The 12855-nt window shown below is 66.7% G+C and carries 15 protein-coding genes; 12 read left to right on the top strand and 3 right to left on the bottom strand.

The features are described 5' to 3' along the window. The first annotated feature begins 156 nt into the window (after positions 1 to 156). The 7 genes from ACFTZB_RS34540 (at position 157) to ACFTZB_RS34510 (ending at position 5518) form a co-directional block, all read left to right on the top strand. A complete protein-coding gene (locus tag ACFTZB_RS34540; protein WP_276140780.1) occupies positions 157 to 492 on the top strand; it encodes a hypothetical protein in 336 nt (111 codons plus the stop codon). Positions 493 to 949: 457 nt separating this feature from the next. After that, positions 950 to 1903 carry an alpha/beta fold hydrolase gene (locus tag ACFTZB_RS34535; RefSeq protein ID WP_378438664.1) on the top strand — a complete coding sequence of 318 codons (954 nt, stop codon included), beginning with the start codon at positions 950 to 952 and terminating at the stop codon, positions 1901 to 1903. Between the two features lie 6 nt (positions 1904 to 1909). Further along, positions 1910 to 2797 (top strand): hypothetical protein, encoded by an 888-nt coding sequence (locus ACFTZB_RS34530; RefSeq protein WP_378438662.1) that lies wholly within the window; start codon positions 1910 to 1912, stop codon positions 2795 to 2797. Between the two features lie 51 nt (positions 2798 to 2848). Further along, entirely contained in the window at positions 2849 to 3025 is a 177-nt protein-coding gene (locus tag ACFTZB_RS34525; protein WP_378438660.1) for a hypothetical protein, read from the top strand. Positions 3026 to 3315: 290 nt separating this feature from the next. Further along, on the top strand, positions 3316 to 4263 hold the full coding sequence (locus tag ACFTZB_RS34520) for an NlpC/P60 family protein (protein ID WP_378438658.1): 948 nt from the start codon (positions 3316 to 3318) through the stop codon (positions 4261 to 4263). Positions 4264 to 4403: 140 nt separating this feature from the next. Further along, on the top strand, positions 4404 to 4820 hold the full coding sequence (locus ACFTZB_RS34515; protein ID WP_378438656.1) for a hypothetical protein: 417 nt from the start codon (positions 4404 to 4406) through the stop codon (positions 4818 to 4820). 125 nt (positions 4821 to 4945) lie between these two features. Then, positions 4946 to 5518: a 3'-5' exonuclease gene (locus ACFTZB_RS34510; RefSeq protein ID WP_378438654.1), complete on the top strand. Its 573-nt coding sequence runs from the start codon at positions 4946 to 4948 to the stop codon at positions 5516 to 5518. 240 nt (positions 5519 to 5758) lie between these two features. Here ACFTZB_RS34510 and ACFTZB_RS34505 read toward each other — a convergent pair whose 3' ends face one another. Beyond that, positions 5759 to 6613, bottom strand: a complete 855-nt coding sequence (locus tag ACFTZB_RS34505; RefSeq protein ID WP_378438652.1) for a phosphoadenosine phosphosulfate reductase family protein — start codon at positions 6611 to 6613, stop codon at positions 5759 to 5761. 127 nt (positions 6614 to 6740) lie between these two features. Here ACFTZB_RS34505 and ACFTZB_RS34500 point away from each other — a divergent pair, with 127 nt between their 5' ends. The 5 genes from ACFTZB_RS34500 to ACFTZB_RS34480 all read left to right on the top strand — a co-directional run bounded on the left by ACFTZB_RS34500 (position 6741) and on the right by ACFTZB_RS34480 (position 9922). Then, positions 6741 to 7418 carry a hypothetical protein gene (locus tag ACFTZB_RS34500; RefSeq protein ID WP_378438650.1) on the top strand — a complete coding sequence of 226 codons (678 nt, stop codon included), beginning with the start codon at positions 6741 to 6743 and terminating at the stop codon, positions 7416 to 7418. Further along, positions 7415 to 7831, top strand: coding sequence for a hypothetical protein (locus ACFTZB_RS34495; protein ID WP_378438648.1), 417 nt, complete (start codon positions 7415 to 7417; stop codon positions 7829 to 7831). The genes ACFTZB_RS34500 and ACFTZB_RS34495 overlap by 4 nt, the downstream gene beginning before the upstream one ends. Beyond that, positions 7828 to 8697, top strand: coding sequence for an RAMP superfamily CRISPR-associated protein (locus ACFTZB_RS34490; protein ID WP_378438646.1), 870 nt, complete (start codon positions 7828 to 7830; stop codon positions 8695 to 8697). The genes ACFTZB_RS34495 and ACFTZB_RS34490 overlap by 4 nt, the downstream gene beginning before the upstream one ends. After that, positions 8694 to 9419, top strand: coding sequence for a hypothetical protein (locus tag ACFTZB_RS34485; protein WP_378438644.1), 726 nt, complete (start codon positions 8694 to 8696; stop codon positions 9417 to 9419). Before ACFTZB_RS34490 ends, ACFTZB_RS34485 begins: the two co-directional genes overlap by 4 nt. Positions 9420 to 9652: 233 nt before the next feature. After that, positions 9653 to 9922 carry a WhiB family transcriptional regulator gene (locus tag ACFTZB_RS34480; RefSeq protein ID WP_378438642.1) on the top strand — a complete coding sequence of 90 codons (270 nt, stop codon included), beginning with the start codon at positions 9653 to 9655 and terminating at the stop codon, positions 9920 to 9922. A 36-nt stretch (positions 9923 to 9958) separates the two neighbouring features. On the opposite strand, the gene ACFTZB_RS34475 is transcribed toward ACFTZB_RS34480, so the two are convergent. After that, entirely contained in the window at positions 9959 to 10987 is a 1029-nt protein-coding gene (locus ACFTZB_RS34475) for a hypothetical protein (RefSeq protein ID WP_378438640.1), read from the bottom strand. 249 nt (positions 10988 to 11236) lie between these two features. Further along, a complete protein-coding gene (locus tag ACFTZB_RS34470; RefSeq protein WP_378438638.1) occupies positions 11237 to 12550 on the bottom strand; it encodes a hypothetical protein in 1314 nt (437 codons plus the stop codon). Between the last annotated feature and the right edge of the window lie 305 nt (positions 12551 to 12855).

Raw genomic sequence — 12855 nt, 5'->3', positions numbered from 1 at the left:
GGTTTCGGAAAGTGTATCGGCGACCACCGATCTGCAATTGAGTGTTTGATCGGGGTGGTGATGCCGTGATCGGCGCGCGATCGAACGTGTTCTTCCGCCGAAGGTGTCGAGGGCCGGGTGACGGGTGACGGGTTCGAGATTGGGAGGTGTTTCGGTATGGACGATGCGGACCACTCCGTCCCGATGCCGTCGATCGTTCAGACGGAACTGCCGTGTGAATTCTGCGCGGAGCATCCTCAGTACTTCCCCGGTGACCCCGTCGGCTTCGTGCGTGCGGCCCGCTGGGCGGTGGTCGTCAAGGATTGCTGCCACTTCGACGCTCGCGTGGACTACCTCCTGTGTGACGAGCACTGGGCAATGATCCGATACCAACAGCTGCCCGGGCAGTGCCCTCGGTGCGGGGCGATCGCCTACTCGGTCGAGGACATCGTGTGTACCGAGATCCCTCTGGGTAGGACGGTCGATGGGGCGTGGCCGGTGATCCGTCGATAGGCGCGGAGCCAGCGTGTCGTTGACCGGCAGACTGGCCTTCACATAGGACGGGCGCCCCAACGGTGTTCCGGGCGCGGACATCATGCTGAGCGATGTCGGCCTGTGTGGATGGAGACCCATCGGTTCTGTTCAAAGACATGTCACACAACCCCAGTTGTGTGGATCTTCCTCCAGATGATGGGAGTGGTGGCACTTCCTATGACGGAGGTGCGTCTGTTGTGGCGGAGTTGCGGATCGCTCGCGGTCCAGGTGGGGCGGTCAAGGTCCGGACCTATGGTCCTCGCAATTGCTGTCGTGAGGACTAAGGAGTGGTACCGATGAATGTTGACGTTCGCCGTATCCACCTGACGGACGCGAAGAAGATCCGCTGCCACCTTCATTCAGAGTCGCTCACCGGGCGTCACCGAGTGGATCAGTCTGGATGCGGTTGGTTGGCTCGAGGTTTGGATGGCCAGCGATGAGGGCCCCCGGGGATCGCAGTCGCCTCGTCCTCACCGCCGACGGCACCTCTCTTGCGGTGCGTGAGATCGGATCCCGGATGGCGCCGGTCACTGTGATCTTCGCGCACGGGTTCTGTCTCCACATGGACGCCTGGGCACCGCAACGGGCCTACCTGGCCGAGGCCTGGCGGGGGCGCGCCCGGTTGGTCTTCTTCGATCACCGTGGCCATGGTGGATCCGGCACGGCTGACACCGACAGTTACACGATCAGCCAGCTGGGACGGGACCTGGATGCGGTGATTCGCACGGTGGCGCCAAAGGGTCCGATTGTCCTCGTCGGACACTCGATGGGCGGGATGGCCGTGATGTCCTACGTCGCCCATCACCAAGAGGCCGCGGCCGCGCAACTCGTGGGAGTCGGGTTGATCTCGACCGCCGTCGGCAATGTCGCCGGCGTCGGCATCGGTCGCGCTCTGAATACGCCGGCGGTGACGTTGCTGCGGACGGCATCAGCTCACGCCCCACGGCTCGTCGGCCGCAGCTGGAATCTCTCACGTCGCATCTTGTCGCCAGTGGTCGGCGCAACATGCCCGCTTGCTCCGAGCGCAAGTGTCCGTGCCGCCGCCACGTCCTACGGGATGGTCCACGCGACGCCGATCGCCACCGTGGCCGCCTTCCTGCGTGATCTGCGGATCTACGACGCTTCCCCGGCCCTCGACGTGCTCGCGCGGGTGCCGGCGTCGATCATCTGTGGAACCCGGGACAGGGTGACCCCGATCGGACACTCACAGCGACTCGCCGCGGCTCTTCCCCTCGCCGAACTGATCCCGGTGAGCGGAGCGCGGCACATGGTCGGCCTCGAGCGCCCTGACGTGGTGAGCGAGAGCCTCGATCGACTGCTCGGCCGCGCGGTCGGGCGCCGCGACCAGGACACCACCGGCAGATCAACATCCACCCTGGTCGGGGCGTGAGATCTGATGGGACGCAGCCATGACCGGATCAGCCCAGACCGCGGCAACGGTGTGTTCGATCCCGACCGGGGCGACAGCGACGTCGCCACCCGCAAGGAAGGCGCCCTGATCTCGCAGCACGCCTACGACACCCGCGCCGATCTCCGCAGCGGAGCAAGAGAACTCGACACCGCCACCGAGAACCTCCCCGGATTGACCCGGGCGCAGCGGGACCTCAACCGCGCCTATCCACGGCCCACGCCGGCGGCAATCGGAAACTCTCGGCTACGCCCCCGGCTGCCACCGGCGATCGAACTCCGTCGCACACTGTCGGCACGACAACGGAACACCCGCTCCGCGGCGAAGCGCCGCGTCCTCGACGCCATGCCGAAAGCCCAGTACACGGCGCTGGCGTCGTTGACGTCGGACCCAACGACCTGGTGGGAGACGAACAACGCCCTCTCCGCGGTGGCCGGCGACGCCGTCGAGCTCGACGATTCTCGCCGCAAGCAGGTCCAACGAGTGGACAGGGCAATCCAACGATACGAACGCGAATCCGGGCGAGGCCATCTCGTGTACACCGCGGTGAGCATCCCCCACGCGGTCGTGAACCCGTCAGATCTGCCCTCGACGCTATCGCCGGGGACGGTCCTGTCCTTCGACCGGTTCACTGCAGCAACCCATTCGCTGCACGAGCTGGACTCGACCGCCCAGCCCACCGATGTCGTCTTCGAGATCCAGACCGACCGCGGCATGTACTACGGGCAATCTTCCCGCGTGGACAACTCGCACCATCTGCTGCCACGAGGTATGCAGCTACGGGTGGTGGGGGCTCATTTTGTGCCGTACGAGCGGCCCGGGCAGCCGCCGGGGGAGCGCCTGATCGTCCAACTCGTCGATCACGAGACGCCCTGACGAGTCGAGGCGGTCGAGACAGAGTCACCTCACCGGAAGGAACACACAGTCATGACCGTGGACACGCCGCGCCACCGGCGCCCCGACCTGACCTTTCATCCCGATATCGTCGCTGCGCCCGCGCAATTCAGAGTGGTGGAAGCCGCCACGCGCGACGATGCGGACCAGGCCGCGGACACAACGCGAGGGAATCGCAGCTCCGGCACGGACGCTCATACCGGACGATGAAATATCAAGGGACCACAGGGAGAAAGAAAAGTCGGAGGCCACCGACACGATGGTGTGCCTCCGACTCACCCGGTGCATTCTCAGTACCCACACCCTATGTGACCGTCCGCATCCGGTCCACTTCCCCACACGCTATCGGCTGATGTGGATGACCGACTGGGTTGTCCCGGTGGTGAGTTCGGCCCGAGTTGTCCAGGTCCCTCTCTACTGTCGGTGATCGCACGACACCCTTCGCGGTCATCGAGACAACTTCCGCCCTTGGCCGCCACACCAAAAGCGCAGGAGACATCATGGATTTCGCATCGATCATCGTCGGCGTCGCAGTGGCCGGCGCATCGGCTGCCCAGGGCGGCGGAACAGGCCCCGCGATCACCGACAGCGTCACGTCGGTCACACAGGAACTGCCGCCCGCTCTCGCCCAGTACGTCCCGGACCCGCAGCCCTATCTCGACGACGCGGCCCGGGTAGTACAGCAGGCGCAGGAGCAGTTATCCGCGCAGTGGCACGCCGAGATCGAGGACGCTATTCCACCGGAAGTCCGGGGTGCGGCTGCCGGCGCCAGGGAACAGCTGCCGCGTGAGGCGCAGGGCCTGATTCCCGAGGTGGTCCTGCCCACCCGCAGTCCGGAACCCGGGCCCGGCGGCGGTGTCACCAACCCGGCAGGACCCGCAGCTCCGGCATCGTCATCGGCTCCGCAGCAGGAGACGAATCCGGTCCTTCTGCCTCCTGTCGTCAGCGGAGCACCCACCACTGCGGCCGGCATCCCCTCCCTGACAGGAATGCTGGCCCCGACCGCAGTGCGCGAGCTGACCTTCGATCCCCGCTTCCCTCGCAACCTCGAGTTCGCGCGTGCGGTCATCGACGCGGCAATGCGGGCGATCGGATTGCCCTACCAATGGGGCGGAGGCCTTCTCACCGGACCGTCGATGGGCGACGGCACCGGAGGCGCTACCGCCGGCTACGACTGCTCCGGGCTCACCCGCTTCGCCTACTACATCGGTACCGGAGGCACGACGGTCTTGCCGCGCACCTCACAGGAACAGTTCCGGGCCGGCCAGCAGATCAGCATGGACCAAGCCCAGCCCGGTGACCTGCTGTTCGGGAACTGGCAGGCAGACGGAGCCAACCACGTCGCGATCTACCTCGGTGGCGGAAAAATGCTCGAGGCCCCGCAGACCGGGCAGCGCGTTCAGATCAGCGCCGTCCGTCCGGGCCTGGTGCCCGCCCGCTTCCTGTGACCCCAGCCGGCACCATCGGGGATGGTGCCCTGCGCTTGATCCCGAAGCGGAACAATACGATCGCCACTAGAGACCCAGACCGGCCACAGGTCGTGTCGCGACGTGCGGCACGACCGCAGAGACGAAGGAGACAGTGCCCGATGACCATTACGCCAGCAGCCCACAAGAAGGCAATCGAGACCGCACGAAAGAATGCGGAAGCACTGGCGCAGAAGGCAATCGAAACACGAGTCGCGCTTGTCGGAGCCATCGGGGAAGCAGTGGAAGAGCTTGCCGCACTCGATTCCGCACGCGAGGCAGCGGTGGACGCAATCAGGACGGCCCACGAGAGGGCGATCGAAGGCGGATGGACGGCCAAAGAGCTCGCAGCCATGGGCTACCCCGCCCCGAAGAAGCGGAAAAACACCTCCAATAAGGCCGCGCGTGACAGGGGTGGCAAGGACGCGGCTGAGACGGCCGACGTCGCAGATGCTGCTGCACCGCAGCAAGGCGCTCAGCCGCCGAGCACCGACGGGCAGATCTCCCGCGAGCGCGAACCTGAGCATTCCTACGGCTAGGAAGCAGTCCGGTGGTGTCGCGCCCGAGCGCTACCAGCAACTTCTCTCTGGGGCGGCATAGGAGCCGAAGTCAGGAACCACATGTCAGAGGGTGCCGTCACGATGATCACGAGAAGAGAGGTGGCATGACCAGTACACAGACGTCTCCGCAGCAGTGGGCACGGGGCATGCTCGTCCCCGGCCGGGCAGCAGTGCTGGACGTTGAATCGACCAATTTGGACGGCAGCATCATCGAAATCTGCGTTGTCGACGCCGCCACCGGCAATCCACTGCTCGATACCCTGGTCGATCCCGGCGAAGTTCCGATCCACCCGGACGCCTACGCCGTGCACGGAATTGCCCCGGCCGATCTGATCGGCGCCCCCGGCTGGGCTACGGTCCACCAGAAGCTGCTTGCGGTGACCGCTGGGAGAGTGACACTCAGCTACCACAGTGACTTTGACCAGGGTCGCGTTCTCCATGACTGTGCTCGGCACGGTCTCGACCCCGCGCACCTCGCCGACCCCGAGATGTGGGGATGCATCATGCGGATGCGATCGCAGGCCGAGGGCACCGAGAAGAGCATTCGGCTCGATGGCGGCCACCGCGCCCACAGCGACGCCGCGGCCGCCCGCACCGTCCTCCTCGGCATCGCGGAGGGCACCTCGGCGCCATCCACCACCATGGACTCCGCCGCAACCTCCCACCTGCCGGCGTAGTCCACCGTGCCGCACATCTCGAGGCGGGTCGGTAGCAGTCTCCTTGCCGGGGCGATGCGTCTGCTCGGACTCGAATGGGACGACACGTGAGTCCGGCCGCGGTGTGATCGATGAGATCGTCCGCGGTGTCGCGGCGGAAACCACTCTCGCGACACCGGTTGTGGCTGGGTCGGCGGAGGTCCACAGCGACGCCACACCGCGCTGGCTCTCGTGGGTCGGTCCCGTGATATTCGCTCGCCATCAGACGAATTCGCGGATCCGGGGGAGGACGTGGGCGAGTTCTTCGAACAGTGCCGGCCATCCGCGGCGCAGGCGGGTGATGCGGCCGTGTTCGAGGAACGCGCCGTCGAGCATGTGGGAGACGCGTAGGTGCCGCTCGGGGGTGCCGAGTCGGCGAAGTGTGTCGTAGACGGGGTTCACCGGTAGCTGGTGGTGGGCGATGTAGGCCCAGATCTCCTCGACGCTCCAGTCCCAGGTGGGCCCGAAGACATGTGTTCCGTCGGCTCGGTCGATGAGACCGCCGTGGTGTCGGCGTTGCTCGGTGGTGCTGGTGCAGCAGCCGTCACAGTCGCGGGCGACGTGGCTGCTGAGTGCGTTGTAGTACAGCGACCAGCGTCCGGTCCCTTTCGGGGATTCGTCGGCGCGTACACCCCAGATTTCTCCTGGCCCGTGTGCCTCGTGTGCCGCGCGGGAGGGTGCACCGATGAGGATGTCACGCAGTTTCTGGCTCGTGGCTCGGGTGGGCTGCCCGTGGTCCCATTCGCCGGACTGCGCGAGGACGGTCAGCAGTGGTGGGTCGGCTCGGTGGGGTTCGAGGTTCAGGTTCCAGGTGTCGGCGAGTGCGGTGATGTAGCTGTAGGTCTCGGGATACTCGAGGCCGGAGTCGAAGAACACGACGGGGATATTCGGTTCGACCTGCAGGGTGAGGTGCAGTGCGACGAGTGAGTCCTTGCCGCCGGAGAAGGCGAGGTATCCGTCGTGGTCGTCGAGATGCTGCTCGATGCGCCCGGTGAGGGCCCCGAGGTCGCGGCGGGGCCGGCGCAGTGCCCGGAGCGTGTTCAGGTCCAGGCCGTCGGGTTCGGGCTTGCCCACCACACGTCCTCCTCGCGGTGTCCGGTCGGTTCGAGATCTCGGGAGCTTCTGTCACACAGTGTCCGCTCGGCGGATCTTCCTCCAGTCGTAGGGGCGTTGTGAAGTCGTCTGGGCATGTGAGGAGTGTGGTGTGGGGAAACTGTGCGAGGTGGCCTTCCGGCAGGACGTCGTCGCCGCGGCATTCGCGTCAACGAACACGCGCAAGGTAGTCGAGCCCGCGAGGGTGGGCCGGTGCGGAAGATGCGCGGCGTCCCCGGTTCCGGTGGAGGCGGTGACCAAGGTGGTCTCCCGAACGTTCACGGGTTACGACTGCTGGAAGGCGCCCGCGGAGGGTGGGCTGTGCACGTCCTGCGCCTGGGCCTACCAGCACCCGGATCTACGCAGACGCATGCATGTGGTCACCACCCGACCAGCAATGAGGGCAGTGACCACGGCGGACCTCGAACGGATCTTGTCGCGGCCACTCGAGCCGGACACCGCCGTGGTGGTGCCCCTGCGGCCCGGCCGAAAGCACATCCTGCCGCACGCACGGTGGGGCAGGATTGCCGTCGAGGACACGTCCCTGCCCTGGACTGCGCGTGACGTCGCGGCGGCGGCGGCGATGCGCCGACTGCGGGCGCTGGGGTTCGGGGCCCGCATGCTCGCCGAACCCGCGGCCCCGTATCCGGTGCTCGCCCAGGTCGCCCCCCGGCGGTGGCCGGCGGTCTTCGCGGACTGGGACCGTCTCGCCCCATACCGCCAGATCGGGCAGTGGTGGGAGCTCGCGCTGCGCGCCACCGTGTCGGCGAGCGCGAAGGCAGCGACATGACCAGCCCGACCGATCGATGGCTCGCGGCCGCACCGGCGGGGCTGCCGCCGCTCGACGGTCCGGCGGCAACAGCGGAACGCCTGCTGCTGTTGCTGCACTACGGGATCGACTGGGATTCGGGATGGGTCGGCCGGCGACGGGAAACCTACTGGACCCAGCACCTGCCGAACCGGGTCCGGGTCGCCACCTATATCGGTGGCGGCGACCTCGACCGGTGGTGGTCGGTGGTCTCCCGGTCCCTCGAATCGGAACCAACGAACACCGACCAACGGCTGGAGCTGGCGACATTGCTGCGTGAGGAGTCCGAGCCGGTGCTGACGTTGCTGCGGGAGCGTCCCACCTCGTACGTGCTGCGCACACGGATCGTCGCCGAAGCCGTGGCCGCCGCCCGCACCGCGGGAAGGAAAAGATGATGAGGTCGACGGTGCGCTGGGATGTCGAGCTGACCGCGCTGTCCTCGATCTCCCAGAAGGGAGAGGACTCCGGAACGACGACGACACTGCTGCGGCGCGAGCCGGTGATCCAGCCGGACGGCAAGCCGGTGCTGGTGCCGATCGTGTCCGGGAACTCCCTGCGCGGCGGGTTGCGCAGGATCGCCGAGGAGCTCTTCCGCGATGTCATCGGCTACGAGGGGCAGATCCCGCTCTCGGCCGCGCACGCGCTACGCAACGGTGGCTCTTTGACGAAGGTCACCGGCGATTCTCTGACCGGGCGCCGGCGGCAGCGACTGCGGGAGCTGGTTCCCCCGATCGGGGTGTTCGGCGGCAACGGCGGAGGCCAGCCACCGATCGATGGCGCCCTGAAGGTGGGCAAGGTCATCCCGCGGGTGCGGGAGACCGAGACGATCATGACCCGGGCGTATGACGGCCGGTTGATGAGTCAGTTCGAGTTGGTCTGTTTGGAGAGCTACAGCCGATTCGACGACACCGACACCCGGACGTTCCCCGAACCCTCCGCGGGGGGCGGAGCCGGTACAGCCGCCGGCTCGTCGATGCTGATGCGCTTCGAGGTCGAAACACTGCCCGCGGGAACCCGTTTCGAAACCTTCCTGCGGCTGGACCGGGCCACCGAACTCGAAATCTCGTTCTTCACCGATGTGTGGGGCAGATTCGCGCGTGACGGATTCCTCGGAGGGCGCAGCGCGATAGGTCACGGACGGGTCCGCGCCGAATCGGATCGGGTGGTGTTGGCCGGCCCGGACCCGCAGTCAGTGGACTGGCGTGTCGAACTCGAACCACTGCGCGATGAGGTCATCGACGCATTGTGCTGGCTGACATGACCGGCACCGAGGAGATGGCACCGTTCCTGGTGCGGGCGCACCTGTCGTCGGGACTGGCGCACGCGACGCCGTGGGGAATCAGTCTCGACGGGATCCTCGCCGCCGAACTGTGGGCCGATCACAAGGCCGCGGCATGGGGCCGAGGCGAGTATGTGCCGGCGCTGACACCCGAGAGCGCCCCGCCGGACCTCGAGCTGCCACTGGCGCGGTGCGAGCTCGCCGGCGAGGACTGGCATTGGTGTGCGACGTGCTCGTTCCCCGAGGACCCGGCCGGTGATCCCGTGGTGCGGCACTGGGCGTCGCGGGCCGATCACCGCGGGCTCGAGCAACTCAGTCACACGCTGCCGGCGGTGATCTCGGATCGGCAGGGCCGCTACCGGGCTCGCTACATGCCCCTGATGATCACCAGCACTCGCACGGTCACCTGGCGCGGAGTCGGCGATCTCGACGCCGTCGCCACGATCCTGGGTGGCCTGGATGTCATCGGGAAGAAGCGGGCCCATGGTGAGGGCCGGGTTCTGCGGTGGGAGTTCGAACACTGCCCCGCCGCCGACCGGTGGGCGTCGGCGCACCTGCATAGCGATGGCACCCTCGGGCGCACCTCACCACCGGCCTGCGTGCCGGATCGCGTGGAACCGGAATCGGCCGGGTTCGGGTTGGCCGGTCTGCGGCCGCCGTACATGCACCCGACCCGAATGAGGCAACTCCACCTACCTCGGTGAGTGTTGTGCGCGTACAGGTTCGGTGCATGTTCTCCGCGCGATGTCACTCAAATCATCCATCTCGGATCTTCCTCCTCATGACGGGATAGAGCCGCACTCGGATGGATGAGACGAATGCCGTGACGGAGGACATCGATCACTACCGTGACGGGGCGTGATGCGAAGTCGAGTCGCGTAGTCCAGGTCAGGGGATACCGTCTGCCCCACCGAAACACCTATCTGGGACAAGGGAGATGAGCGAGATGACCGATACCGACACACGGCCCAGGATGGCCTTGGACGCTCCGCAGTGGCGAGACTTCGCGCTGTGCCGGGTGACCGATCCGGAAGCGTTCTTCCCCGAGACGGGGGAGAACGGCCGCCCCGCGAAGCGGGTGTGCGCAGGCTGCGAAGTCCGTGACGACTGCCTCGCCGAGGCGCTCGCCCATGATGAGCGGTTCGGGATCTGGGGTGGGCTGACCGCGGCCGAGCGCCGCAAGCATTACCCGAAGCGACACCGGTGACCGCTATTTTTCGACTCCGCTATCAACCTTTCGGGCTCACCCGGCGGTGTAGTGGGTGGCGGGTTCGCCGGGGTGTAGTCGGGTTTGGAGCTGCTGGAGTCGGTCCGGGCTCAGGGTGAAGTCATGTAGGGAGATCTGCCAGTCGAAGTCGGTGGTGGACCAGCGGTGGACGTCACCGCCCCAGCGCAGATTCCAGGGCTCAGAGGATCGGGGTCGGCGTGCCAACGATCCTCCGATGAAATGGTCGCCGCCGAGGCTGGCCTCGAACGCACCGGTGTTGTCGTTGTAGGTGTGCACCCATTGCACGTCGAGGTCCACCTGCACGGTGGTGGTCAACGGCTGGTCGGTGACGTGGGTGCGGAACCACTGTCTGCGGCGCGCGCGTTCGTCCTCCTGTTCGGTGCGTTCGCGTGCCGCCTCCTCCTCGGCGGACAGGACGGGGCCGGTCCACTCGAAAAGGGCATTGTCGAGCGGCTCGTCGACCGCGAACTCGGTCCATTCGTCGACGGCATCGACTGCGTCGTAACGTTGTTGGAGGACGATCCCGGTCTCGGTGTCGACGACGAGGTGCACGGTGTGCGGGTCGAGGTGGGCGGGGGCGAGCTCGAACGTCCACGCCGGCCGACCCAGAAACGTGGTGTGCTCCACCGTGCCAACGGGTTCGCGGTAGCCGGTGTTGGTGAATTCGGTCGCCGGCCGCCAGTCCAACAGGTAGGTGCCGTTGCCCTCGAAACGCACCGCGGAGGCGGGTCCCTCGACGGGAAGGGCGCCTCTGGTGAAGCTCCAGCTGCGGTTGCCATCACTGATCAGCACCGGGTGACCGTCCGAATCTTCCACTCGCACTTTCGAGCCGGTGCGCCACACATGGTGGACGGTCTCGCGGGCGCGGCTGAAGTTTCCGGTGAACTGCGGTCGTGCCTGATCGCCCATGGTCGTCCAGCCTCCGAAATTTCCGGGTTGATGGCGACCGTTGCGGCTTCGGATCGTGCCGCGCAGGCTGATCGCGTGGCCGGGGCCGTCGACCATCCGGACCAGAACTTCGGGCCACGCGGTCTCACTGCTCACGGCCGTCGCCTCCCCTTCGGCACGCGCGCTCGACCGGGTGCAGGGCGCTGCGTCAGCGTGTCCATCGGACCTATCTCTCCCATCGCGAACCGCGAATGCGGGGGTCGGTGCTACGACCCTTTCAGTACCGTACCCAGCGTGTGCTGAGTACGTGAGACTTCATGCCGGGGCCTGCAGCTGCTCGATTCGCCGCCCGCACTCGCCGCAGTTCCCCATTTGACCATCCCAGAAAGAGCGTAGAAAACACGGTCACGGGCCCGCCGTCTCGTCCGACAGCCGCGGACGCGGCATCGGCACCGAGATTCTCGCCATGATGTCCGCGTTTGCTGGATCGGCATACGGATCCGGCTGAATCCAGTGCACCGTGCCACGAGTACGCACAGCGAGATCGACTCGCCGGCGCGTGCCGTCCGGAGACTGCGCGCTCAGTTCGCCGACGGCGACCCATTCGGTGCCGTCGGCGCCGTGCGCCGTGTCGGCACGTCGCCTCTGAGCAGTCACCCGGGCAACGGTGGCCGGATCATCGACCGGGATCAACTGCCGCTCATCATCGAGCATCCGCACCGGGTGGGCATCGGGATCGACGCGCACCACACCGTATCGGCGGTCATGGCGCAGCGCCGGATACGTGGAGCCGACCAGGAACAGTCGCCCGTCGACGAGGACGCTGTTGCCGCCTTCGGCACTGACGCGTTCAATGGTCAACGCCGCGTCCCCGGCACGGTCGCACCGGAATACCTCGTGTCGGGAGGTGATCCAGCACCCGTCGCGGTCGGCGTGGACCTTGCGGGTCCACTGGTTTTTCGGTGGCTCGATCGTCAGCGGCAACAGATACTCGACGATTCGTGGTGGTGTCGACCCGGTATCAATTTGCAGCAGAATAGGATTCGACCGATCCATCACCCACACGTCGGGTCCGTCGACGGAGACCGCGCCGGCGACGAACTCCGTCTTGGTGGCCGGTACGTCGTCGAGGTCCAGGTCGAGGAGCACTCCGGTCCCCTGGAAGGGGTCCTCGGTCGAGGGTGTCTCCGGGTTCGACCAGGAGCGGTGCGGGGTGGACTCGACCTCGGTCAGTCTCTCGGTGCCGTCCACGGCGCGCACTCCACTGCCGGTGTGTTCGATGCGCTGTTCGACAAGCTGGACCCGTCGAACCCTGCCGCGAACCGGTACGGGATTGTCGGACCCCGTCCAGAAGATATCGACGACGAGTCGTCCGGTGAGTTCGACTCGTCCCGTCCGGGGCCGGTCGGACAACCACTCTGCGGACCATCGGTCACCGATTGCCTCGAGAGGCCACCGCAGTCCACCCTCCGGGTGGCTGTAGGGGGTGTGCCCGAACACCGGCCGGACGGTTGCCCGCACCGTCTGCTCACATGGTGAGGGTGTTCGGCCGGTGGGGTGGAAGGTCAGCACGACTTCGACGACGTCACCGCAAGCGGGTGGTGCGAGCGAGCGGTCATCGAGAACCCATCCAGGGACGAACACAGCAAGAGTGCGATTAGCCGTTTCGGCGATCATCGTCACACCCCACGCACTCGACGAACCGATGGACGACGCCATCGGGCGCGGGGCCACCTTGCGCTGAAGAATACCGCGACGGTCACAGCCCGCGATAGTGATCCCGCAGAGGATTCGCTTGCGGGGCATCGTCCGCTAGCGGTCGGGTTGAACTCGCTCGCCGCGTGTGTTCGTGTTCCGGCTCGATCAGGTGATGGACGAACCAGGCTGGATCGGTGGTGATGGGTGACCGCCGACGCGGTGAGTGATTGCGAGCCGCGCGCCGGCGACCGCTGATTCTCCCGGGATATCCGCCGGCTCGCAGACGATTTTTCCGCGGCGCCGGGTGGGCGCTCGTCCCGCGTCCC

The sequence above is a fragment of the Rhodococcus sp. NPDC057014 genome (assembly GCF_042673295.1).
In the GTDB taxonomy this organism is placed as follows: Bacteria; Actinomycetota; Actinomycetes; order Mycobacteriales; family Mycobacteriaceae; genus Rhodococcus_F.
This window is presented reverse-complemented; position numbering and strand designations above follow the sequence as displayed.